Source organism: Methylobacterium indicum, from assembly GCF_017347565.1.
Taxonomy (GTDB): domain Bacteria; phylum Pseudomonadota; class Alphaproteobacteria; order Rhizobiales; family Beijerinckiaceae; genus Methylobacterium; species Methylobacterium indicum.
Genome location: NZ_AP024145.1, coordinates 969,491 through 992,542, shown reverse-complemented (window position 1 = coordinate 992,542; position 23,052 = coordinate 969,491). Strand labels below are relative to the sequence as shown.

The following is a 23,052-nucleotide window of genomic DNA, read 5'->3' as shown; positions in this document are numbered from 1 at the left end:
AGGCTTCGGCCGTCAGGCCGCCGCGAGGGCGAGGCGGGCGCGCTCGACGCAAACACCGGTCACGCTGTCGGACCCGGCGCGCGTGGCCTCGCGCTCGGCGGCGTCGCGCAGGCGCTTGGCGAAGGAGATCCGCACCAGGACCGGGCTTTCCTCCACCGAGGCGTCGAGGCGCTGGCGGGCCTCGTCGTCCCACGGCAGGGTGCGATGCGAACGGGCCGGCGTCGCCTCCACGGCGTCCATGTCCCGCGACAGCGGCAGGATGTGGAAGAGCGCGTCGAACAGCGCGTTGCAGACTTCCTGGACCAGGTAGGTGGCGCCGGAATACCCCATGAACGGCGTGCCGGTATGGCGCCGCACCACCGCGCCGGGGAACGAGGCCGGGATGAACATCGCCCTTCCCCCGCTCTCGGCGAGGTAGAGGCGCTCGTTGTAGGAGCCGAACAGGACCAAGGGCGGCGTCTCGCGGATGGCTTGTCGGACCGCCGCGTTGTCGGGCTTGGCGCCGGCCTTGCGCGAGAAGGCGAACCGGCAGGGCAGGCCCATCTCGTCCTCGAGGAAGTTTCGCAGGCCGCGAGCGTAGGTGTCGGTCGCCACCACGCCGAAGCTCGCCGAGGCGAAGAAGTCCTGCGTCACCGAGCGCCAGAGGTCCCACAGGGGCTTCAGGGTCGTGTGCTTCTCCCGCTCGATGAACGGCTCGGGATCGACGCCCAAGATCTCGCCGAGCGCGCGCAGGAACTTGGTGGTGCTGTGGACCCCGATCGGCGCCTGGAGATAGGGCCGGTCGAGGGCTTCGCAGAGCAGCCGCCCGAATTCGCGGTAGAGGCAGATATTGGCGTCGGCCTCGACGAGGCGCGGGATGTCGGACAGGTGGCTGCCCAGCGGAAAGACTAGGTTCACCTCGGCGCCGATGCCTTCGACGAGGCGCCGGATCTCGGCGAGGTCGGAGGGCATGTTGAAGGTGCCGTAGGCCGGGCCGATCAGGTTGACCCGCGGCTTCACCCCCGGGGCCCGCTCCGGCCGGGGCGGGATTACGCCTTTCTTGGCCGCTTTCTTGGCGCCGTACTCGGCCCAGAGCCAGGACAGGGCCCGATCGGCGGATTGCCACTGGTCCTCGTCGATGGTGCGGGGCAGGAAGCGCTGGAGGTTGGTGCCCTCCGGCGTGACGCCGCCGCCGATCATCTCGGCGATCGAGCCGGTGACGACGACGCTCGGCTCCTTCGGATCGAGGGTCGCATGGGCGCGGCGCATCGCGCCTTCCGTGCCGTGGCGGCCGAGCTCCTCCTCGGCCAGCCCCGTGACGACGATCGGCAATTCGTGCGGCGGCAGCGCGTCGGTGTAGTGCAGCACCGAGGTCACCGGCAGGTTCTCGCAGCCGACCGGGCCGTCGATGACCACCTGGAGGCCCTTCACCGCGGTGAAGACGTAGACGGCGCCCCAATAGCCGCCGGCGCGGTCGTGATCGAGGACGAGCATCAGGCCATCTCCCCGACCGGCTTCTCGGGCGCGGCCCGCTTCACCGCCGCCCGCTTCTTCGGCACGTCCTCCCAGATCCCGGCGGCGTGGCCGGTGCCGACACCGGCGAAGAACGACCGCATCGCGTCGAACCGCTCGCGCTGTCCCATCGCGCCGTTGATCACCTGCGCCAGCGAGCCGGCGCCGGCGACGCCCATCAGCGGGCGGGCCGAGATCAGGTTGGTGAAGTAGAGGGCGGGGATCGCCCGCTCCTTGGCCTTCTGCACCACCGGGGTCGTGCCGATGGCGAGGTCGGGCCCGAATTCCTCGACGGCCTGCAAATCCTGCTCCAGGGAGGCGCGGAACTGCACCCGCGCGCCATGGGCCTCGAGCCAGTCGCGATCGGCTTCCGAGTGCTTGGTGCGCGGGCAGGCGGTGCCGACGTAAGGCACCTCGGCGCCGCTCTCGATGAGCAGGCGGGCCACCAGCAGTTCCGAACCCTCGTAGCCGGTGAGCGTGATCCGGCCGCGGATCGGGTTGGCGGAGAGAGCGCCGCGGATCGCCGGCAGGAACCGGTTCTTGGCCGCGGCAACCAGCGCGGGGGAGACCCCGCAAGCCTCCCCCACCGCCTCGAGCCAGGCGGCGGTGCCGTCATGGCCGACGGGGGCCGAGGCGACCGCCGGGCGGCCCGCCGCCTCGAACTCGCGCAACGAGGCGGTGTAGAACGGGTGGATCGCCGCCACCGCGGTGCAGTCGAGCGCGGCGTACAATTCGCGCCATTCCCGCGTCGGCACGACCGGGCCGGCGGCGAGGCCGAGCGGGTCGAGGAGCGCCCCGATCTGCATCGGATCGGCCGGGAACATCTCGCCGAGCAGCGCGATCGTCGGGCGCCCGTCGCGGGGCTGGCGCGGCGCGGCGACGGGGCCGTGCTCCGCCTCACCGCGGGCGACCTTCAGCATCGCGCCGGCGAGCACGTCCTTGGCCTCGGCATGCGTCGGCACGCCGAAGCCCGGAACGTCGATGCCGATGATCCGCACCCCGTCGATCTCGCGGGGCAGGAGCCGCAGCGGCACGCCGGAGGCGGTCGGGACGCAGAGATTGATGACCACCACCGCGTCGTGGAGCGCCGGATCGGCGGTCTCGCGCACCGCGTCGCGGATGTCCTCGAACAGCTTGCCGGTGACGAGCGTCTCGGAGTTGAACGGCACGTAGCCGACGGTCCGCCGCGCGCCGTAGAAGTGCGAGGTGAAGGTGAGGCCGTAGACGCAGCAGGCTGACCCTGAGAGAATCGTGGCGGTGCGGCGCATCCGCAGGCCCACCCGCAGCGACCCGAAGGCCGGGCACATGCTCTGCGGCTGGTCGTGCGGGCCGACCGGATAGTCGCGCTTCAGGGCGTCCAGGGTCTCGCCCATGCCGGCGGCTTTCGCCGCGTTCTGCATCATCTCCTTGCCGGAATGGCAGCCGAGCCCGTCCTGCCGCGTCGCGTCCAGGTTGACCGGGGCATCGACAGGCTTTCGGGCGCGCAGCGCCTTGAGGTCGAGGGAGGCGCCCATGGTCACACCGCCTCGTACACGACTTCGAGGGACGGTTTCCGCGCGACGGCGCGCCCGCGCATGTCGGCGTCGCTCGCCGGATCGAGGACCACCCCGCGCCCGACCGCCTCGCCCTTGAACAGGCCCAGCAGCTGGTCCTGGCTGAGCGGGGTCGGGCGATGCGGCAGGGCAGTGCCGATATTGTCGGCGAGTTCGGCAAAGAGCGGGCCCCAGCGCCCGTCCGGCCGGCCGATGATCTCGTAATTCGCGCTCTTCTTGCGGATGTCGTCGTCGGCGGGGATCGAGGCGAGGATCGGGATGCCGGCCGCTTCCGCGAAGGCCTGGGCCTCGCCGGTGCCGTCGTCCTTGTTGATGACAAGGCCGCCGACGCCGACATTGCCGCCGAGCTTGCGAAAATACTCCACCGCCGAGCAGACGTTGTTGGCGACGTAGAGCGATTGCAGGTCGTTCGAGCCGACGACGATGACCTTCTGGCACATGTCGCGGGCGATCGGCAGGCCGAAGCCGCCGCAGACCACGTCGCCCAGGAAATCGAGCAGGACGTAGTCGAAGCCCCATTCGTGGAAGCCGAGTTTTTCGAGGAGCTCGAAGCCGTGGATGATGCCGCGCCCGCCGCAGCCGCGGCCGACCTCCGGCCCGCCGAGCTCCATCGCGAACACGCCGTCGCGCTTGAAGCAGACGTCGCCGATCTCGACCGATTCGCCGGCGAGCTTTCGCTTGGTCGAGGTTTCGATGATCGTCGGGCAGGCCCGGCCGCCGAACAGCAGCGAGGTCGTGTCGCTCTTCGGGTCGCAGCCGATCAGCAGCACCCGCTTGCCCTGCTGGGCCAGCATGTAGGACAGGTTGGCGAGGGTGAAGCTCTTGCCGATGCCGCCCTTGCCGTAGATCGCGATCACTTGCGTCTCGCGGGTCGCGGTGGTGGGCACCGGATCCGGCGGGATCGCGGCCTCGGCGCGCAGGATCGAGGCCTGGAGGGCGGCGCCGGTCAGCGAAGCGTTCATGACTGGGCTCTCCAATCGAGGACCATCTTGAGGCAGGCGGGATCGCCGAAGGCGACGGGATAGGCCTGCGCCGCCTCCCCGGCCGGGCGGCGATGGGTGACGAGACCGTCGAGGGACAGCGTCCCAGCGCCGGCCAGCGCCGCTACGGCGTCGAGGTCGCCGGGCTGCCACTGCGCCGCGACGCGGATGCGCGCCTCGCGCAGGAAGGCCGGCGGGAAGGCGAAGGCGAGCGGCGCCTCGTAGAAGCCCGCCAGCACCACCTCGCCGCCGGGCTGGAGCCGGGCGATCAGGGTGTCGAGGAGGCCGGCATCGCCGCTGGCGTCGATGATGCGGGCGTAAGACGTCTCGTCCTGGCTCGGATCGATCACCGCGTAATCGTCGGCGCCGTCACGGCGGGCGGGATCGCGCTCCCACACCACCGGATCGAGGCCGGAGGCCCGCAGGAGGCGGGCGAGGAGCCGTCCGAGCACGCCGTGCCCGACGACGAGCTGGCGCCCTTCGGCCCGGCTACCTTCGAGCGCGTGACGGGCGGTGGCGGCGAGCGCCAGCAGGATGCCGCGCTCGCCCAGCGATTCGGGGATCGGCCGCAGCCGGCTCCCGGCGGAGACGAGGTGCGAGGCCGCGCCGCCGAACAGCCCGCGGACGGGACCGAAGCAGCGGGCGCCCGGCACGAACACCGTCTCGCCGACGAGCCGGCCGGATTCGGAGCCGGCCTCGACGACGATTCCGACGGATTCGTAGCCCGGCACGAGCGGGTAGCCCATGCCGGGAAAGTCCGGCATCCGGCCCGACCAGAGCAGCCGCTCGGTGCCGGTGCTGATGCCGCTCCACGCGACCGCCACGACGGCGTCCGTGGGGCCGGGCGCGTCGAGAGCGAGATCGGCGAGGCCGAGCCGTTCGGGACGGTCGAGGATCACGGCCTGCGCGTGCATGCGGTTCGGCCTCCCGCCTGATGCGGATGACGCCGCTCGAAGCGGCGAATGTCATCTTAGTTCGACATCATCATGCGTCAAGTTTACTTTACACTTTTACCGCGGGCTGCATCGGTCAGGGAGCCGTCGCGACGAGCAGGCGGACCAGCATCGGGCGCCGGGTCCGGTGCTCGCGCACCCGCGCGAAGCCCGCCTCGCGGAGCATGCCGGTGAGCTCGCCCGGCGTGCGCGGCCGGCCGCTTCCCATGGCGAGGAGGTAGAAGCCGAAATAGGCGTCGCCGACCGGCTCGGCGCCGGGCGTGCCGGCCATCGGCTCGGCGAGAAGCAGCGTGCCGCCGGGAGGCAGCGCCGCGCGGGCCGCCTTCAGGAGCGCGAGGGCGGGCCCGTCGTCGTGGTCGTGGATCACGCGCACCAGCGACACCGCATCGGCCCCATGCGGCAGCCCCTCGTGAAAGCTGCCGCCGCGGGCCGTCATGCGCCCCGCCAGCCCCTCGGCGGCGAAGCGGCGTTCGGCCCGGGCGGCGACCGGCGGCAGATCGAACAACGTGACGTGCAGCCGAGGAGCGCTTCGCGCCGCCTCGACCGCGAAGGCGCCCTCCCCGCCGCCGACATCGAGGAGATGGGCGTGAGGATCGAGCGGGTAGGCATCGAGGATGTCGCGGGCGACCAGCGCCTGCGAGGCGCCCATCAGGGCACTGTAGGATTCGACCGAAGCCGCGTCGATGCCGGCCGGGTCGTCCGTGCCCGCATAGGCCCAGTAGCCCGAGAGGCGCGTCGGTCCGTTCGTGCCGCGCAGCAGCGCCACGGGATCGCGCAGGTCGTCGTAGAGCATGGCGTGGTGGGCGACCATCGCGGCGACGGAGGGGTTGCCGAGGAGCGCCGCGCCGAGATCGCCGAGGGCGAAGCGCCCATTGCGTCGATGCGTCAGGAGACCCAGGGAGGCGGCGGCGCGCAGAAGGCAGAGGGCCCGGTCGGGCGGCAGGTCGAGGCGCCGGGCCAGATCGTCCGGGGTCAAAGGCCCGTCGGCAAGGATCCGGAACAGGTCGAGGCGCAAGCACGCCGCCAGCACCTGCGCGTAGACGAAGCCGGCGCAGAGATCGAACAGGGCGCTGGCGTTGCGGTGCGCGGTCGGCCGGGTGAGCGGGAAGGCGGCGGCGAAGCGCTGGAAGCGGGGGCTCGCGATCAGGCGGTGGCGCCAGGCGAGGAGGCGGTCGCGCCATCCGGGACGCGAGGGCGGAGCCACTGGGGTGGCCGAAAGGGCGTGCGGGCCGGGCCTCATGACCCTCCCCCCTCTGCGCAGGGCTGTCCGTGGAAGGGTCTGTCGCGGGCAATCCCCTCTCCCCGCGGGCGGGGAGAGGGCCGACTACACCTTGTCGTGTCGTCGGCAAGCGCAGGCGCAGCCGGAGCGAGGGTGAGGGGGAGGTGCCGGAGGAGTCTCATCCGGAACCGCCCCCTCACCCTCGCCCTGCGGGCTCGCCGCGAACCCGACAGGGGGTTCGCAGCCCTCTCCCCGCCCGCGGGGAGAGGGGAAACCCGCGCCTTTTCCTGTCCCCGGACAGTCCTTTGCAGAGGGGGAAGGGTTCGTGCGCGAGCGACCCCGGCCATCGCTTCAAGCCACCAGGCTCTGCGCCAGCCGCGCCGGCAGGAAGAGCCGGGTCTGGGCCAAAATCTCCTCCCGCAACGCCGCGACCCCGGGGCAATCGGGAATGACCTCCATCGCCTCGTGGGCAAGGTCGGAGAGGCGGCGCAGGGCCCCGTCCATGCCGAGGAGGGCCGCCGCGTTGGGGCGCCCGAGGGTGACGTCGCGCCCGACCGGCTTGCCGACCTCCTCCTGGCGGCAGGCGACGTCGCGCAAGTCGTCCGCGACCTGGTAGGCCTCGCCGAGATATTCGCCGAGCAGCCGCCAGCCCATCGGCTCGGCCCCGGCCGAGGCGGCACCCGTCACGGTGGCGGCGGCGAAGAGCGCCCCGGTCTTCGCCTGCTGGTAGGCCGAGAGCCCGACCTGCGGCTCGGATTCCCAGGCCTGTCCCGCCACGATGCCGGCGGGCGAGCCCACGGCGCGGGCCACCAGCCCGACGAGGGCGGGCAGGCGCGCGGGACGGCGGGCCGCGCCGCGAGCGAGCGTCTCGAAGGCGAGCACGATCAGCGCGTCTCCCGTCAGGACCGCCACCGGCTCGCCGTAGGCGACATGGACCGCCGGCTTCCGGCGCCTTTCCGCCGCGTCGTCGAAGCAGGGCAGATCGTCGTGGACCAGCGAGGCGCAGTGCAGGAGCTCGATTGCCGCGGCGGCGGCGTCCGTCGTCGCCGGGTCGTCGTCGCCGCAGGCGCGCGCCACCGCGAGGCAGAGCCTGGGCCGGATCCGGTGGCCGCCCGGGAAGACCGCGTAGCGGATCGCCTCCGCCAGGCGCGGCGGGGCGCCCGGCGCCTCCGCGTAGGACACGGCCACGTCCAGGGCCTGCTCGATGCGCCGACCGTCGTCCATGCGTTCCTCCTTGGGATCCTGCCGCGCACCGGTCACGGTCCGTCGTCTCGCGTCGTCGTCCCGGGCCTCGCGTCGAGGCGTCATTTTGTTTGAACATTTCAAACTGTCAATTTAGATTGACAGTGACGAGGGAGGATCGACGCCGTGCCGGACGAACGGGTGGTGGTGATCGGTGCAGGGATCGGCGGCCTCGTCGCCGCCCTGAGGCTCGCCGCCGCCGGCCTGCCGGTGACCCTGGCCGAGAAGGCGGAAACTCCCGGCGGCAAGATGCGCCGGGTCCCGGCCGGGCCGCTCACGGTCGAGGCCGGGCCGACGGTCTTCACCATGCGGTGGGTCTTCGACGAGATCTTTTCGGAGTGCGGCGCGGACCTCTCCCGGCGCGTCGCCCTGCGGCCGGCCGACATCCTCGCCCGTCACGCCTGGGGCGCGGGCGAGCGCCTGGACCTCTTCGCCGATCCGGACCGGTCCGCCCGGGCCATCGCGGATTTCGCGGGTCCCCGGGAGGCCGAGGGCTTCTTGCGCTTCCGCGAGCAGGCCGGCGCGATCTACCGCGCCCTCGAAGGACCGTTCATCCGCGGCGAGCGGCCGAGCCCCCTCGACCTCGTGCGGCGGGCCGGGCCGCGCGGCCTCGGCGGGCTGATGCGGATCCAACCCTTCACCACCCTGTGGGCGGCATTGGGCGAGCATTTTCGCGATCCGCGCCTGCGCCAGCTCTTCGGCCGCTACGCCACCTATTGCGGCTCCTCGCCGTTTTCCGCCCCCGCGACCCTGATGCTGGTCGCCCATGTCGAGATGGCGGGGGTCTGGACCGTGACGGGGGGCCTGTCGCGGCTGGCTGGCGCCGTGGCGGAACTCGCCGCCGAGCACGGGGCGGAGCTGCGCTACGGCACCGCCGTCGAGCGGATCCTGGTCGAGGGCGGGCGGGTCGCCGGCGTTCTCCTCGCCACCGGCGAGCGGCTGCCCGCCACCGCCGTGGTGGCGAATTGCGACGCCGCCGCCCTGGCCGAGGGGCTGTTCGGGCCGGAGGGCGCCCGGGCGGCCGATCCGGTGCCGGAGCGCGAGCGCTCGCTCTCGGCGGTGACCTTCGCGGTGGCGGGGCGGCCCGAGGGCTTTCCGCTCGTGCGCCACAACGTCTTCTTCTCGGGCGACTACGCCGCCGAGTTCGCCGACCTCACCGATCGCGCCCGCCCGCCGCGCGACCCGACCGTCTACGTCTGCGCGCAGGATCGTGGCGATGACGGCGCGCCGCCGGAGGCGCCGGAAGCCCTGCTCTGCCTCGTCAACGCGCCGGCCCGCGGCGCCGCCCTGTCGCCTCAGGAGATCGCCCGATGCCACGACACGATGAGCCGGCGGCTCTCCGCCTGCGGCCTGACGATCGACGAGACGGCGCGGACCACCACGACGCCGGCGGATTTCGAAAAATTGTTTCCGGCGACGGGCGGGGCGCTCTACGGCCGGGCGTCGCACGGCTGGATGGCGTCGTTCCGCCGTCCGGGCGCGCGCACGAAGCTGCCGGGGCTCTACCTGGCGGGGGGCAGCGTCCATCCGGGTCCGGGCGTGCCGATGGCGGCGCAATCGGGGCGGCTCGCGGCGGCGAGCCTTCTGCAGGACCTCGCTTCGACCTCCCCGTCGCGCCGGGCGGCTATGCCTGGTGGTACGTCGATGCGGTGAGCGACGACGGGCAGCACGGCCTCACGATCATCGCGTTCCTCGGCAGCGTGTTCTCGCCCTACTACGCCTGGAGCGGTCGCGGCGACCCGATCAACCATTCGGCGATCAACGTGGTGCTGTACGGTCGCCCCAAGGCCTGGGCGATGACCGAGCGCAGCCGCCGCCACGTGAACCGGACCGCCACCTCGCTCGCCATCGGCCCGAGCTCCCTCGACTGGGACGGCACCAGCCTGACGATCCGGGTCGACGAGGTGACGACCCCCCTACCCTCGCGGCTCGCGGGCACGATCCGGGTCCGCCCCGGCGGGTTCACGCCCGCCCCCTTCACCCTCGACGCGGACGGGCACCACCGCTGGTGGCCGCTCGCTCCCTCCTCGCGGGTCGAGGTCGCGTTCGACAAGCCCTCGTTGCGTTGGAGCGGCCACGCCTATTTCGACACCAACGAGGGCGACGTGCCCTTGGAGGATTCGTTCAGGAGCTGGACCTGGTCGCGCGCGACGCTGACGCACGGCGCGGCGATCCTCTACGACGTCGAGCGGCGCGACGGCAGCCGCCAGGACCTGTCCCTGCGCTTCGACCCCGACGGCACCCCGCGCCCGATCGCGCCGCCGGTCCCTGCCGCGCTCCCGCGCACGCTCTGGCGCTTGCCCCGCGCTACCCGCAGCGACGACGGGCAGGCCGCTCTGCTGCGCCGCTTCGAGGACGCACCGTTCTACTCCCGCTCGCTCCTCTCGGCGCGGATCTGCGGCGAGGCGGTGCATCCGGTCCACGAATCGCTCGACTGCGACCGGCTCACCCACCCGCTGGTGCGGTTCATGCTGCCCTTCCGCATGCCCCGCCCGCAAGGCTGAGCCTGCCGCGCCACCCGCCCTCGGAGACCGCCATGGTGGAGACCGCGAAACTGGAGAAGGCCGAGAAGGAGGGCGGGTGGCTGACCCGGCTCTCGGCCTTCGTCTTCCTCCACACCGAGCACGCGATCTACGCGGCTTTGGGCGTGCTGCTGGCGCTGACCGCCGTGATGGCCCTGGTGGATGCCGCCGGCATGACCTTCAAGGCGGTGACCTCCGTCGGCGCCGCCGCGCAGCTCCTCGACGTGGTCGACCGGCTCTTGTTCCTGCTGATGCTGGTCGAGATCCTGCACACGGTGCGGGTGTCGATGCGCTCGGGCCGGCTGAGCTGCGAGCCGTTCCTTATCGTCGGGCTGATCGCCTCGATCCGGCGCGTGCTGGTGCTGACGCTCCAGACTGCCGAGCAGATGCACGCCACCGAGTGGAGCCCGCAGAAGGAGGCCTTGTTTCGCGCCTCGATGATCGAGCTCGTCGTCCTGGCGGGGCTGATCCTGGTGATGGTGGCGTCGATCTTCCTGCTCCACCGCGCCCGGGACACCGGCGCGCCGGCGGGAGAGGAGTAGCGTGGGGCCGAGGCGTGCAACCCCCGCCGGCCGCACGGCATTGACGGGGTTGGAATCCGGTGAAACCGAAGGAGGCGCGTGATGGGCTTGCTGTTCTTCCTGGTCTTCGTCTGCCCGTGGATCGTGGTGGCGTTCCTCTCCGCTCGCGGCACGCTGGTGAAGCCGAAAACCCTCCTGAACTGAGGCGCGATCCCCGCGCGATGCGCCGGCCGCCCCGCGACCGGCGCATCGTCATCGGGTGCGGTTCAGGAGGCACCGCCACCACGAGGATCGCCCCGCACCCGACCGCCGGGCCTGTTCCTCGGCGGCCTCCTGCGTCAGGCGGTGGACCAGCGGGTTGCACGCCTCCTGATCGGCGATGAGCGCCGAGGCGGGTTGCGCCGGAAGGCCATGCCGCACCCGGTACGCTGCCGCGTCGAAATCCGCCGACGAGGCGAGATCCCGCCGCGCGCCGTGGCGCAGCAGGTGCGCGAAGGCGTCGCGGTTGCGGCCGATCTCGGCGCCGTAGCGCGCGAGGTAGTGGGCGAGGTCGAAGCGGGAATTGGGTGCGTAGAGCTGGCTGCGGCGATGGGTGAGGTAGTGCCGCAGCGGAGAGGTGCCGGGGCGCAAGGCGTAGACGCGCGCGTACCAGGCCGGCTCGAAATAGGGGATTGGCCGGTAGCCTGAGCGCTCGCCGATCCGGATATAGTGGCAGAGCGGGTTCACGCCCTCCGGATTCCCGCCGAGATACAGCGCTGCGTACCAGGCCGGATCGCAATAGAGGTTCGGGCGCCGACCCTCGCGGGCGCCGAAGCGGCAGAAATGCTCCAGCGGATCCGCCCCGTCCGCCACGACATCGGGCGATTCGAGCAGGTAGTGGTTGACGTCGAACAGCCCGGAGCGGGCGATGAGGTCGTCGTCGCTGGCTCTCGTCATGGCGCGCCGTGGAAACGACGGCCATCCGGGGTATCGGGCGCGACGGCGGAGCGGGCGCCGGACCGGCTGGCGCCCGTCACGACGCCACGACCGACGCGTAGTGATGCGTCGTCTCGAAATGCAGCTCGACCCGCGAGCCGGCGATCCAGTCCGTCGCGTACTGCGTCTGGCCGCGGCAGCGGGCGATGAGGTCGGCGCGCTCGTTGGGGATCGCCAGGTGGTCGGTCGGCCACTCGTTGCGGATCCGCAGGAGGCTGTAGCCGAGGCCGAGCAGGTGCTCCATCACCGCCTTGGAGCTGGAGCCGTGCCGGCGCAGGTGCTCCTCCTCGATCTCGATGAACAGAACCGGGCGGTCACGGGCGATGAGGTCCTGCATCCCGGCGAGCGCCGCGGCCTCCGCGCCCTGGATGTCCATCTTGACGAGGGCGATCGGCGGCAGGGGCAGGTCGTCGAGCCGGACCGTGAAGACGAGGTCTCCGGCCTGGCCGGCGCTGCTCCGGCCGATGCCGGTATGGCCGATATTGACGGTGCCGGCGGCCGTCAGGGTCGCCTCCAGCGGCTCCATCTCGACCGTGTCGCCGGAGCGGTCGGTCACCGCCATCTTGTAGGTGCGGACGTGGTCGCAGCGGTTGGCCAGCACGTTCTGCTGCAGGAGCGAGAAGCACAGGTCGAGCGGCTCGAAGGCGTGGACCGAGCCGCGCGGGACGAGGCCGGCGAGCCGGACCGTGTGGTAGCCGAGATTGGCGCCGAGATCGACGACATGCGAGGCCTCGTCGAGGACCAGGCGGGCGAAGTCGATCAGGTGCGGCTCCCATTCGCCGGTCTGGGCGATCGTCCGGCCGATGAAGTCCTGCTCCACCACCAGGAAGGCGCCGTGCCGCGCCTCGACCCGGCGGAAGCTCGGCGCGAAACGAGGCGCGGGTGCGGGCGCGCGCAAGCCCTCGATCAGGCGCTGCCACTCCGGCACGCGGGCGGTCCAGTCGTAGACCTGGCGGCAATGCGCCTGCTGGGCCGCCGCCCGCTCGGGTTCCGCCTGCCACGGATCGGCGATTTCCTCGGCGAGGATCGCTGCGAAGACGCGGGCATGCTCGGCCGGATCGGCGACGAAGGGGTAGAGGCGGGCAAAACCGGCGGTGGTCTCCGGCAGCGCGCCGTGGCTCGGGCAGATCACCCGGCAACCCGCCGCCATCGCCTCGATGACGGCGAGGCAGGAGGTTTCCGCGAAGGTGTTCGGATAGGCCAGGATGTCGATGTCGGCCAGCGCCGCGCGCAGCTCGGCATTGGGCAGGAGCCCGTGGTAGTGCACGTTCGGCAGCGCCGCCGCCCGGGCATAGAGTTGGGCGTAGGGCGCGTCGTCGGCACCCGGGCCGTAGAGCTTGTGCGACGACCAGACGTGCAGCTCGGCCGCCTCGGGCGCGGCCTGCGCCCAGGCGTCCAGCAGCACCGACAGCCCGCGATAGGGCGTGCTGGTATAGGCGACCTTGAGGGGACGGCGCCGGCCGGGGGCGCGGTCGCGCTCCGGCACCTCGGTGGCGTTGCGCAGCACCAGGCAGCGCTCGGCCGGGAGGGCGAAGGTGGCGAGGTACTGCGCCCGCTGCCACTCGGAGACGAAGACGAAGCGGGCCACGCGGGCGACCTTGGCCGGCTCGCGGAGCCAGGCCACGGCCGGCTGGTCGGGGGCGTGGTGGATCCAGACCACGAGCGGGCGCCCGTCGATCCGGCCCTCGTCGTAGCCGTTGAGGCAGAGCTGAAGACCAGCGAGCGCCGGCCCGAGACGCCGCGACAGGCCCTCGTGCATCAGCTCCGTTCCGCCCTGCGGGCGCGTCGGCACCCAGGGCGCGGCGCGGGTCAAGCCGGACCAGAAGCCCGGCAAGTCGCTCGGGGCGATGCCCGGGCGGGTCGTCTGCAGGAAGCCGCGCCGCCCTTCGAGGGGGATCGGCAGCTTCTCGAGGGCGAAGCGGGCATTGACGGCGAAGCGCTGGCGCTCGCCCTCCGGCGCCGTCGGGCAGGCCATGAGGTCGAGGTTGGCGGCAAGGCTGTGCCAGTAATGGCCGGCCCAGTAGGCGTTGACCGCGTATTCGTCCCGCAGGCCGTAGTCGTAGATCCAGGGCTCGATGAACAGGGCGCCCTCCGGCGGCCTGAAGGTCAAGGCGGCTCCGGCCAAGCGGAAGCCTTCCTCGTAGCGCTCGGCGAGGCGGCAGACGCGGCTGGCATGGTGACGGGCCTCGACCCGGTGCGGGCAGAGCGCGATCGCCCGGCGACAGACCGCCAGGGTGTCGTCCACGGGGCGCCCGAGGCCCGGCATCAGCCGGGCGGCGGCAAGCAGCGCGACGTAGACCTCCTCCTGCCAGTATCCGAGATCCGCCCGCCGCAGGTAGGCGGCGATCGCCTGCTCGTGGGCACCGCAATCGCGGTAGCTCTGGGCGAGGTAGAAGGTGTAGCGGGCGATGAAGAACGGGTCCGTCTCCGTCGCCAGCGCCGCCTCCAGGATCGCGGCGTCGCGCCGGTAGGTCTCGCCGTCGCGGCGGCGGGCGCCGTCGTGGTTGCGCCGCATGGTCAGGTCGATGACGGCGCGGTTCGTCGCTTCCGGACATTCGACGAATTCGTGCAGCACCCCGCGGTAGCGCCACGGCAGGGTGTTCCGCACCAGCTGGATCCGCCGGTAGGTCAGCGGGGCATCCGTGATGGTGACCTCGTAGGCCTCCGCCGTGAGGTCGGGCAGCACGTAGCCGGGCGGCAGGAGCATCTCGTCGTCGGCGTCGATGACCAGGGTGTAGGTGCCGTGGGCGCGCGCCAGCGCCAGGGCCTCGGACCGGTTATGGGCGAAATCGACCCAGGGGCGCTCGACCAGCTCGCCCGGCAGGTCGGCCAGGATCGTGCGCACCAGGTCCTGCGTCCCGTCGGTGGAGCCGGTATCGACGACGATCCAGTGGTCGATGAGCGGACGCACCGATTCCAGGCACCGGCGGATCACCGGCGCCTCGTTCTTGACGATCATCGCGAGGCAGACGGTCTGGTCGGACGGGGTCATGCGGGTTCCTGGTGACGGGCGGAGGCGCCGGGGATCGCCGGGAGAGACGGTTCGGGCGGGGATGATCCGAGAATGAGTCCGGGACGCGGACTGGGGGGAATCGCCTCCCCCAGGCTGCCGCGGCCCTGTCACGACGAGGCCCGCGGCGCGCCCGTCGGGGCGCCGCGGGCCGGGTTCGTTGCGGAAGGTCGCGCCGGCCGGAGCCGGCGCGGCGTCCTCAAGCCCGCCGCAAGAGGCGCGCGAGGACCGAGCGCCCGGCCTTGACCTCGGCCTCGACCTCGGCCTTGGCGGCGAGCCGGGCCCGGACCCGGTCGACGACCGGGCCGTGGAGGACGACCGGCGCGCAGGCCAGCTCCAGGTTCAGCGCCGAGGCGACGAGGTCCGGGTGCAGGGTGACCGGGCCGTCGTGGTTCTCGAAGGTGCCGCGGTTGCCGCAATCGAGGTAGCTCTCGGCGGGCAGGCCGTCGGCGACCAGGACGTCGTGCACCGCCAGCTCGACGTGGTGGTAGACCACCTCCGAGCGGTCGAGCTGCACCACCGACGTGCCGTTGACGAGCACACCGGCCGGGATCAGCACGTCCTCGACGAAGAGCGCGTGGCCGGGCGAGACGACGAGGTCGCGGTGCGGCAGGCCGGGGCCGAAGGCGTGCGCGGCGACCCGGACCGGCTGGGCCCGCTCGGGCTGCGGATGGCGCCGCAGGTCGAGATGGCGGTGGCCGACCCAAGCGACGGCGACCGTCTCGCCCGAAGCGGTGACGACGGCGTCGCCGGGCCGCAGGACCTCGACCGGACGCTCACCCTCCGGCGTCAGGATCATCGTTCCGGACGCGAAGCAGATGACCGGACCGGTCGGGCCGGTGGCCCCGGTCGGGCCGTCGGCACCCGTCGGACCGGTCGCGCCCGTGGCACCCGCGGACCCGGTGGCACCCTGGGCCCCCGTCGCGCCCTGGGAACCGGTGGCACCCGCGGACCCGGTGGCACCCTGAGCACCCGTCGCGCCCTGGGAACCGGTGGCACCCGCGGACCCGGTGGCACCCTGAGCACCCGTCGCGCCCTGGGAACCGGTGGTACCCGCGGACCCGGTAGCACCCTGGGCCCCCGTCGCGCCCTGGGAACCGGTGGCACCCGCGGACCCGGTGGCACCCTGGGCCCCCGTCGCGCCCTGGGAACCGGTGGCACCCGCGGACCCGGTGGCACCCTGCGAGCCGGTAGCACCCTGGATCCCCGTTGCGCCCTGGGAGCCGGTGGTGCCCGGCGCACCTTGCGAGCCGGTCACACCCTGCGCGCCTTGTTCGCCGGTGGCACCCTGGGCGCCAGTGACGCCCTGCGCCCCCGTCGCACCCTGGGTCCCCGTCGCGCCCTGGGAACCGGTGGCACCCTGGGTCCCCGGCGCACCTTGCGAGCCGGTCACACCCTGCGCGCCTTGTTCGCCGGTGGCACCCTGGGCGCCAGTGACGCCCTGCGCTCCCGTCGCACCCTGGGCACCTGTCGCGCCCTGGGAGCCGGTAGCACCCTGGGCACCAGTCGTGCCCTGAGCACCCTGGTCGCCGGTGGCGCCCTGCACGCCCGTCGCGCCCTGCGCGCCCGTGGTCCCCTGGGCACCGGTCACGCCCTGGGCACCGGTGGCGCCCTGCGCGCCCGTCGCACCCTGGACGCCGGTGGCACCCTGCGCACCCGTGGTTCCCTGGCTACCGGTCACGCCCTGGGCACCGGTGGCGCCCTGCGCGCCCGTCGCACCCTGGACGCCGGTGGCACCCTGCGCACCCGTGGTCCCCTGGGCACCGGTCACGCCCTGGGCACCGGTGGCGCCCTGCGCGCCCGTCGCACCCTGGACGCCGGTGGCACCCTGCGCACCCGTGGTTCCCTGGCTACCGGTCACGCCCTGGGCACCGGTGGCGCCCTGCGCGCCCGTCGCACCCTGGACGCCGGTGGCACCCTGCGCACCCGTGGTCCCCTGGGCACCGGTCACGCCCTGGGCACCGGTGGCGCCCTGCGCGCCCGTCGCACCCTGGACGCCGGTGGCGCCCTGCGCACCCGTGGTTCCCTGGGCACCGGTCACGCCCTGGGCACCGGTGGCGCCCTGCACGCCCGTCGCACCCTGAACGCCGGTGGCGCCCTGCGCACCCGTGGTCCCCTGAGCGCCGGTCACGCCCTGGGCACCGGTGGCGCCCTGCGCGCCCGTCGCACCCTGAACGCCGGTGGCGCCCTGCGCACCCGTGGTCCCCTGGGCACCGGTCACGCCCTGAGCGCCGGTGGCGCCCTGCGCGCCCGTCGCGCCCTGGACGCCGGTGGCGCCCTGGGCACCCGTGGTCCCCTGGGCGCCGGTCACGCCCTGGGCACCGGTGGCGCCCTGCGCGCCCTGAACGCCGGTGGCGCCCTGCGCACCCGTGGTCCCCTGGGCGCCGGTCACGCCCTGGGCACCGGTGGCGCCCTGCGCGCCCGTCGCACCCTGGACGCCGGTGGCGCCCTGGGCACCCGTGGTCCCCTGGGCGCCGGTCACGCCCTGGGCACCGGTGGCGCCCTGCGCGCCCTGAACGCCGGTGGCGCCCTGCGCACCCGTGGTCCCCTGGGCACCGGTCACGCCCTGGGCACCGGTGGCGCCCTGCGCGCCGGTCGCACCCTGCGCGCCGGTAGCGCCCTGCGCGCCCGTCGTCCCCTGAGCACCGGTCACGCCCTGGGCGCCGGTTGCGCCCTGCGCGCCGGTTGCGCCCTGGGCGCCGGTCGTGCCCTGAGCACCGGTGGTCCCCTGGGCACCCGTCGTGCCCTGGGCGCCGGTTGCGCCCTGCGCGCCGGTTGCGCCCTGGGCGCCGGTCGTGCCCTGAGCACCGGTGGTCCCCTGGGCGCCCGTCGCTCCCTGTGCGCCGGTCGCACCCTGCGGGCCGGCCGTCAGATTCGTCCGAGTCGCCGTCAACGAAAGGGTGCTGCTCGTCGACGTCGTTCCGTCGTTTGGGGCATCACTGACAACAATAACAGGGCTGGCGTCGCTATCTCTGACTGTATAAGCAGACGCAGTGGCTCCGGGGCTACTCGCATCCACGATGAACGAGGCGCGATACAATCCGTCCGAGTTCAAGCTCGACCTGAACTGGCCTAAATATTTAGTATAATCTACGCCAGTGCCATACCAGGCCTCATAATAATGGTTGTCGCCGGCGTTTGTCTGAGTGCCGGTTAGCGTGATCAATACTTCGGCCATTGAAATGCCCCAACCCCTGGCGGCCCGGAGAGCGTTGAGTCGCCCACCTGCGTCGCGCTTCGTTGTTCCCTACCCGGATCGCACGCCAGCCGCTCCTTTTGGAAGGACAGTACGCGAGATTTTCTCGATAAAATCCTGGTATTCTGCGGCCAGTTGCATTTTTCCCACCCGATATGGCAGTTTGGCATAACAGAATTACACATCATTCTTATAAGTGAAGTAAATGTTGTTTCGTACAAGTGCTATAAACAGAAGCTTATTTCTAGAATTTATGATCATCTATTATTTTTGAATATTTCGTATGCAGGGCATTTCAGGCGGGCTCCATGCCGGACGGCGGCATCGATTTTCCTCTCCAAAATCCAACAGGGGGACGTGCTCTCACGCGCCCGCATGGGCAGTGGATCGACATGCTGGTGTCTGATGCGCCGGCCAAAGCGGTGCCGCGGGGTAAATCAGCTGCCAACCCCGATTGTACCCTGCGTCCCGAAGACACCTGGACGATGACACCATGACGGCGCCGCGCGTGCGAAATTTTGGCGGCTCAGCGCTTGATATCGGCATGATATGGTAGATTTGCGGGCGTTGTTTGTAAGGACTTCGACCTCGATCATACGCTTGCGGCACCACGTCGACATCGTATACCAGTCATGTCGCCAGGTGATTCGGAGATCGAAGTGATTCGCCTTCGCATCACTGTCGTGCGATATATAAAAGCTAAAGGAATTCGTCCCATGGAACCGATGCTCGGCATGATCTTCATGGTGCCCTGGGACTGGGCGCCGCGCGAGTACCTGAAGTGCCAAGGGCAGATCCTGGACCTGCGGCAATATCAGGCGCTCTTCTCGCTTGTCGGGAACATCTATGGTGGCAGTATCGGCCAGAATACATTCGGTCTTCCGAACCTGTCCGGCCGCACCGCGATCGGCACCGGCAGATCGACGACCGGCTCGGCCTACAATCTGGCCGGCGTGACCGGAACCGAGACCACCACGCTCTCGGCCGCCAACCTCGCGCCCCACGCCCACTCCGCGACGTTCCGGCCGACGACCGGCACCCAGCCCGTCACCATCCCGGCGACGACCGGCACTCAGACGGCCACGATGTACGGCGTCACCGACGCACCGACTTCGAACTCGCCGGCTTCCTGTCTGCCGGCGACACTCGCTGGGACGAATAAGATCTACAGCAACGGCACCAACAAGACGGCGTTCGCCGCTTCGGCGATCAAGCTGGATGGCCCGGCCTCGACCGCACAGACGAGCGTGAACATCACGACGGTCACCGGCGGCACGGTGACCGTCGATCCGTTCGGCGCCGCCACGCCGTTCTCCAACTTCCAGCCCTCGCTGGCGCTGACCTTCGTCATCGCCGTGACCGGCCTCTATCCCAACCGTCCGGATTGACCGCCTTGCTCGATACCCTCTCGGCCGGGCTGTTCGCCCCCGCCCTGGGCGAGGCGTTCGCGCTGCACGGCGCCGAGGGCGAGGTCCTGGCCACGACGCTGGTGCGCTGCAACGAGCGGCCCACCGCGACCATGGCGGGGAGCGCCCGCACCGCGTTCAGCCTGGTCTTCGCCTGCCCGGCGGAGGCCGCCGGCTCCTTCGCGGGCGGCCATTGCCTGATCGTGCATGATCGCCTCGGCTCGATCGGCCCGCTCTATCTGGAGCGGATCATGCCCCTCGGCCTGGCGCCGAACTCCGCCGCCTTCGAGGCGGTCTTCAACTGAGCCCCACCGGGCGGCCCGGCATCCCCGCGATGCCGGGCCGCCCTCGTTGTGTCCGCATCCCGACCGGAGACCCGCCGCATGGCCTCCCAGACCGGCTCCCTCCCGCTGTTCGGCGGCCTGGGCCTTCGCCCCATCCGCCCGAGCGACCAGGACTTCCTGCTGCGGCTCTTCATCGAATCGCGTCCCTGGCTGTCCTGGGCCGACACGGACCGCGACGTGCTGCAGGCGCTCTACGAGCAGCAGTTCCGGACCATGCGGGCGGGGCTGGAGAGCGTGTATCCCGAGCACATGGACTTCATCGTCGAGCGCACCGGCCAGGCGGTCGGGCGCCTCGTCGTCGATCTCGGCTATGCCGACTGGCGCATCTCGGAACTGGCGATCGTCGCGGCGGCCCGCGGCAAGGGCATCGGCACCGACCTGGTGCGCAGCCTGCAGGCGGCGGCCGAGAGCGTGCGCCTGCCGATCACCCTCTCGACCCCGATGGTCGGCGCCACCGACGGGCGCTCCCTCTACGAGCGCCTGGGCTTCCAGGTCACGGCGGTGCGCCCACCGCATTACGACATGGCGTGGCTGCCGGCCTGCCGGAAGGCGCCGCAGCCGGCAGGCTTCATCGCCGGCTGAAGCCGCCGGGCGGGCGCATCCGCGGTCCCCGCCCCGTCCCATCGCGCCGGTGACCGGCGCGCTACGGGAACATCGCGTCGACGGCGTCCTGCGACACCGCCGCGGCGCCGGGCAGGGCCGGACCGTTGAGGAGGGACTCCTCCTCGCCGCGGGGGTCGGGCTTGGGCCGGGCGGGCGAGGGCGCGGCGCCGGACCACAGGCGCAGCATCTCGCCGACCCGCTCCTCGACGTCGACGATGGTGCGCACCACCTTCGAGATCCGCTGGCCGGTCAGGTCCTGGAAGTTGCAGGCCTCGAACACCGTCTGCATCTCGGCCTGGATGGCGCGGGCATCCGCCCGGGTCGCCTCGTCCTGCGCCCGCTTGGCGATGTTGCGGGCAAGCGCGTCGACGGTCTCCGAGACGGTCAGGATCGTGTGCGTGGCCTGCTCGGTGCCCTGGACGACGGCGTGCAGTTCGTCGCGGGCGCGGCCGCTCTCCTGCTGCTCGCGCAGGTCGGCGATCTCCTGGCGCGTGCGGGCGATGGTCTCGGAGATCGACATCAGGTGACGCTGGAGCAGCGCCGTCGTGTCCTCCAGGGATCCCGGGCTCACCGTGCCACTCATCATGATCGTCAGGCCAATCGTCGAACATCACGCTGTTCGACACCCTATCCCGACCCGCTTAATCAATTCCGAACGGCGACGGACGGCGATCGGGAAACATCGGGCCCACATAATACTTGCCGCAACGCAATACCGGAGCGTCTGAACGGCGAAGGCCGGAGCCCCGCCCGCGGGCAGGGTCCGGCCTTCGGCCATCGGGCGGATGCGGTCAGGCGGCGCGGACGCTGGCGAGGAAGCCGTCGACCTCCCGGCGCAGGCGGGCGCATTGCTCGGACAGGTCGTCGGAGCCCTGCGACACCTCGGAGGCGGCGCGGCCGGCGGCGGCGGCGGCGTTGGCGACCTCGTTGATGTCGCTCGTCATCGCGGCCGTGCCCTCGGTCGCCTCCGCCATCTGGCGCACGATCTCGTGGGTCATCGCGCCCTGCTCCTCGATCGCCGAGGCGATGCCGGTGGTGACCTGGCTCATCGCCTCGATCTGCGCCGTCACCCCGGCGATGGCGCCGCCCGCCCCCTCGCTGGTGGCCTGGATCGCCGCGACGTGCCGGCCGATCTCCTCGGTCGCCTTGGCGGTCTGTCCGGCCAGCTCCTTGACCTCGGCGGCCACCACCGCGAAGCCGCGGCCGGCCGCCCCGGCGCGGGCCGCCTCGATGGTGGCGTTCAGCGCCAGCAGATTGGTCTGCGAGGCGATCTGCGAGACGAGGCCGACGACGTCGCCGATGCGGGTGGCGGCGGCGGAGAGCTCCGCCATCGTGCCGCCGGCGCTCCGGGCCTGGGCCACCGCCTCGGACGACATCCCGGCGGCCTGGACCACCTGGCGGCTGATCTCCGCCACGGTCGCGCCGAGCTCCTCGGCCGCCGCCGCGACGGCGCCGATGTTGCCGCTGGTCTGCCGGGCCACCGACGCGACGGTGACCGAGCGGGACGAGGTGCCCTCGACCGCGTGGTGCATGGCGCCGGAGGCGCCGGTCAGCCCCTCGGCCGCCCCCGACACCCGGGCGACGATGCCGCCGACGGAGGCCTCGAACCGGTCGGCGAGATCGCGCAGCAGGCTGCGCCGGGCCTGCTCCTCGCGCAGGCGCGCGGCCTCGGTGGTCTGGAGCTGCTGGGCCGCCTCCTCGAGGGACATGTCGCGGATCATCACGACGGCCCGGGCGATGTCGCCGATCTCGTCGCGGCGCTTGTAGCCCGGCACGGCGTCGAGCACCTGGCGGGCGGCGAGCGCCTTGAGCGCCGTGGTCAGGGCGCCGAGGGGCCGCACGATCGCCCGCGCCATCAGCAGGCCGAGGAGCGCGGTGCCGGCGAGCACCGCGAGCCCGATCATCACGAGGAGGCGGGAGAGGTCGCCGACCGCCTGGAGGGCCTCCGCATCCGCCTGCTCGGCCACCAGGGTGTAGGGCACGCCGAGCACCGGCACGATTGCGCTCACCGCCCGGTGGCCGCCATCGGCGACCGCGTAGGTGAAGGGCTTGTCGGCCGCGACCTGCTCCGGGGCGATACCGAGGGCGCTCAGGGGCGCGCCCGCCTTGACGGCGGGGTCGAGGGGCGGGTTGCCGCGCAGGTTGCCGTCGGCGCCGATCGCGAGGGTCTGGCCGGTCTCGCCGAGGCCGGCGCGGTGCGACAGGGTCTGGTCGAACAGGGCCGGGGTGAGCCGCATCACCACGTAGCCGGCGCGGTCCACCGCCTGGGCGGTGCCCATGGCGACGTTGGCGCGCCGGTTCACCGGCTTGCCGATGAAGGCCGCCTGGCCGCCGACCGGGTAGGCGGCGAAATCCGCGAAGCTCACGGCATCGGGACCGCCCGCCTTCATCGTCTCGAACAGCTTCGCGAGGCTGGTGTCGCGCAGCGCCGGATCGCCGAGCGAGGCGGCGAAGTCGTCGCCCTTGGTCGCCGTGTAGACGATGCGCCCGTTGGTATCGAGGAACATCAGGTCGGCGTAGCCGGCCGGGCCCACGAGCTTGCGGGCCACCTCCTGCACCTTGACGTGCCGGCGGCCATACATGGTGTTGGTGGTCGTGCCGTCGAAGGCGAGCCGCGCCTCGACGCCCTGCGGCGCCCGGAAGGCCGCCAGGATGCCGGCATAGTCCGGCTTGTTCGGATCGAGGTTCTCGATCAGGTCGGTGAAGTTCGAGGCCACCTGCGGGTGGTTGGCGGCGGCGACGAACTCGGCCTGGGCCCGATCGGCGACGAGCGCCATGCCGTGGCCGGTCGCCGTGGCGGCGAGCCGAAGGCGATCCTCGACCGCCGAGACGAGGCTGCTCCGGGCGGTGTACCAGCTCAAGCCTCCCATCACGGACGAACTGACGAGTGCCAGACCGATGATGGTGGCGGGCAGCCGGATGGCCAGCTTGGACAAGGTCAGCATGTAGGGTGATCCAGCTCGCGATGCGCTGCTTGCCGTTGAGGGCATGGGATTCGAGGCGGAAACCCCGTTATCCTGAGAGCATCATAAGCGCG

The 23,052-nt window shown here is 71.9% G+C and carries 17 protein-coding genes; 6 read left to right on the top strand and 11 right to left on the bottom strand.

Annotation, left to right across the window (positions count from 1 at the left end; genetic code table 11):
• Positions 1-12: 12 nt before the first annotated feature.
• The 6 genes from bchZ to miv_RS04480 all read right to left on the bottom strand — a co-directional run bounded on the left by bchZ (position 13) and on the right by miv_RS04480 (position 7,420).
• Complete coding sequence (gene bchZ / locus miv_RS04505) at positions 13-1,473, bottom strand: chlorophyllide a reductase subunit Z (protein WP_207181627.1); 1,461 nt, start codon at positions 1,471-1,473, stop codon at positions 13-15.
• Positions 1,473-3,005, bottom strand: a complete 1,533-nt coding sequence (gene bchY / locus miv_RS04500; RefSeq protein WP_207181625.1) for a chlorophyllide a reductase subunit Y — start codon at positions 3,003-3,005, stop codon at positions 1,473-1,475. The genes bchZ and bchY overlap by 1 nt, the downstream gene beginning before the upstream one ends.
• Positions 3,006-3,007: 2 nt before the next feature.
• Positions 3,008-4,006: a chlorophyllide a reductase iron protein subunit X gene (locus miv_RS04495; RefSeq protein WP_207181624.1), complete on the bottom strand. Its 999-nt coding sequence runs from the start codon at positions 4,004-4,006 to the stop codon at positions 3,008-3,010.
• Entirely contained in the window at positions 4,003-4,938 is a 936-nt protein-coding gene (gene bchC / locus miv_RS04490; protein WP_048427082.1) for a chlorophyll synthesis pathway protein BchC, read from the bottom strand. Before bchC ends, miv_RS04495 begins: the two co-directional genes overlap by 4 nt.
• A 115-nt stretch (positions 4,939-5,053) precedes the next feature.
• Complete coding sequence (locus miv_RS04485) at positions 5,054-6,217, bottom strand: methyltransferase (RefSeq protein WP_207181623.1); 1,164 nt, start codon at positions 6,215-6,217, stop codon at positions 5,054-5,056.
• Positions 6,218-6,547: 330 nt separating this feature from the next.
• A complete protein-coding gene (locus tag miv_RS04480; protein WP_048427080.1) occupies positions 6,548-7,420 on the bottom strand; it encodes a polyprenyl synthetase family protein in 873 nt (290 codons plus the stop codon).
• 144 nt (positions 7,421-7,564) lie between these two features.
• Here miv_RS04480 and crtD point away from each other — a divergent pair, with 144 nt between their 5' ends.
• Genes crtD through miv_RS04465 form a run of 3 tightly spaced genes read left to right on the top strand, consistent with a single transcriptional unit; the run spans position 7,565 to position 10,502 of the window.
• The gene (gene crtD, locus miv_RS04475) at positions 7,565-9,091 is read left to right on the top strand and encodes a 1-hydroxycarotenoid 3,4-desaturase CrtD (RefSeq protein WP_207181622.1); all 1,527 of its coding nucleotides are present in this window, start codon (positions 7,565-7,567) and stop codon (positions 9,089-9,091) included.
• Positions 9,088-9,942, top strand: coding sequence for a carotenoid 1,2-hydratase (locus miv_RS04470; protein ID WP_207181621.1), 855 nt, complete (start codon positions 9,088-9,090; stop codon positions 9,940-9,942). The genes crtD and miv_RS04470 overlap by 4 nt, the downstream gene beginning before the upstream one ends.
• Positions 9,943-9,974: 32 nt before the next feature.
• Entirely contained in the window at positions 9,975-10,502 is a 528-nt protein-coding gene (locus tag miv_RS04465) for a phosphate-starvation-inducible PsiE family protein (RefSeq protein WP_244748864.1), read from the top strand.
• A gap of 231 nt (positions 10,503-10,733) precedes the next feature.
• On the opposite strand, the gene miv_RS04460 is transcribed toward miv_RS04465, so the two are convergent.
• The 3 genes from miv_RS04460 to miv_RS04450 all read right to left on the bottom strand — a co-directional run bounded on the left by miv_RS04460 (position 10,734) and on the right by miv_RS04450 (position 17,359).
• Complete coding sequence (locus miv_RS04460; protein ID WP_207181620.1) at positions 10,734-11,417, bottom strand: hypothetical protein; 684 nt, start codon at positions 11,415-11,417, stop codon at positions 10,734-10,736.
• A gap of 76 nt (positions 11,418-11,493) precedes the next feature.
• Entirely contained in the window at positions 11,494-14,448 is a 2,955-nt protein-coding gene (locus miv_RS04455; RefSeq protein WP_207181619.1) for an FkbM family methyltransferase, read from the bottom strand.
• Positions 14,449-14,665: 217 nt separating this feature from the next.
• Positions 14,666-17,359: a Hint domain-containing protein gene (locus miv_RS04450; protein ID WP_280529463.1), complete on the bottom strand. Its 2,694-nt coding sequence runs from the start codon at positions 17,357-17,359 to the stop codon at positions 14,666-14,668.
• Between the two features lie 1,019 nt (positions 17,360-18,378).
• Here miv_RS04450 and miv_RS04445 point away from each other — a divergent pair.
• The 3 genes from miv_RS04445 (at position 18,379) to miv_RS04435 (ending at position 19,994) form a co-directional block, all read left to right on the top strand.
• The gene (locus miv_RS04445; protein ID WP_207181615.1) at positions 18,379-19,050 is read left to right on the top strand and encodes a phage tail protein; all 672 of its coding nucleotides are present in this window, start codon (positions 18,379-18,381) and stop codon (positions 19,048-19,050) included.
• Positions 19,051-19,055: 5 nt separating this feature from the next.
• Positions 19,056-19,373: a DUF6916 family protein gene (locus miv_RS04440; protein WP_207181614.1), complete on the top strand. Its 318-nt coding sequence runs from the start codon at positions 19,056-19,058 to the stop codon at positions 19,371-19,373.
• Positions 19,374-19,451: 78 nt separating this feature from the next.
• Complete coding sequence (locus miv_RS04435) at positions 19,452-19,994, top strand: GNAT family N-acetyltransferase (protein ID WP_207181612.1); 543 nt, start codon at positions 19,452-19,454, stop codon at positions 19,992-19,994.
• 61 nt (positions 19,995-20,055) lie between these two features.
• On the opposite strand, the gene miv_RS04430 is transcribed toward miv_RS04435, so the two are convergent.
• Positions 20,056-20,586, bottom strand: a complete 531-nt coding sequence (locus tag miv_RS04430) for a protein phosphatase CheZ (RefSeq protein ID WP_244748863.1) — start codon at positions 20,584-20,586, stop codon at positions 20,056-20,058.
• A 220-nt stretch (positions 20,587-20,806) separates the two neighbouring features.
• Positions 20,807-22,960, bottom strand: a complete 2,154-nt coding sequence (locus miv_RS04425) for a methyl-accepting chemotaxis protein (RefSeq protein ID WP_207181609.1) — start codon at positions 22,958-22,960, stop codon at positions 20,807-20,809.
• Positions 22,961-23,052: the final 92 nt, after the last annotated feature.

Bases quoted from the DNA above. Each gene is read 5' to 3' on its own strand.
- bchZ (WP_207181627.1), bottom strand. From the start codon at position 1,473: ATGCTCGTCCTCGATCACGACCGCGCCGGCGGCTATTGGGGCGCCGTC.
- bchY (WP_207181625.1), bottom strand. From the start codon at position 3,005: ATGGGCGCCTCCCTCGACCTCAAGGCGCTGCGCGCCCGAAAGCCTGTC.
- miv_RS04495 (WP_207181624.1), bottom strand. From the start codon at position 4,006: ATGAACGCTTCGCTGACCGGCGCCGCCCTCCAGGCCTCGATCCTGCGC.
- bchC (WP_048427082.1), bottom strand. From the start codon at position 4,938: ATGCACGCGCAGGCCGTGATCCTCGACCGTCCCGAACGGCTCGGCCTC.
- miv_RS04485 (WP_207181623.1), bottom strand. From the start codon at position 6,217: ATGAGGCCCGGCCCGCACGCCCTTTCGGCCACCCCAGTGGCTCCGCCC.
- miv_RS04480 (WP_048427080.1), bottom strand. From the start codon at position 7,420: ATGGACGACGGTCGGCGCATCGAGCAGGCCCTGGACGTGGCCGTGTCC.
- miv_RS04465 (WP_244748864.1), top strand. From the start codon at position 9,975: ATGGTGGAGACCGCGAAACTGGAGAAGGCCGAGAAGGAGGGCGGGTGG.
- miv_RS04460 (WP_207181620.1), bottom strand. From the start codon at position 11,417: ATGACGAGAGCCAGCGACGACGACCTCATCGCCCGCTCCGGGCTGTTC.
- miv_RS04455 (WP_207181619.1), bottom strand. From the start codon at position 14,448: ATGACCCCGTCCGACCAGACCGTCTGCCTCGCGATGATCGTCAAGAAC.
- miv_RS04445 (WP_207181615.1), top strand. From the start codon at position 18,379: ATGGAACCGATGCTCGGCATGATCTTCATGGTGCCCTGGGACTGGGCG.
- miv_RS04435 (WP_207181612.1), top strand. From the start codon at position 19,452: ATGGCCTCCCAGACCGGCTCCCTCCCGCTGTTCGGCGGCCTGGGCCTT.
- miv_RS04425 (WP_207181609.1), bottom strand. From the start codon at position 22,960: ATGCTGACCTTGTCCAAGCTGGCCATCCGGCTGCCCGCCACCATCATC.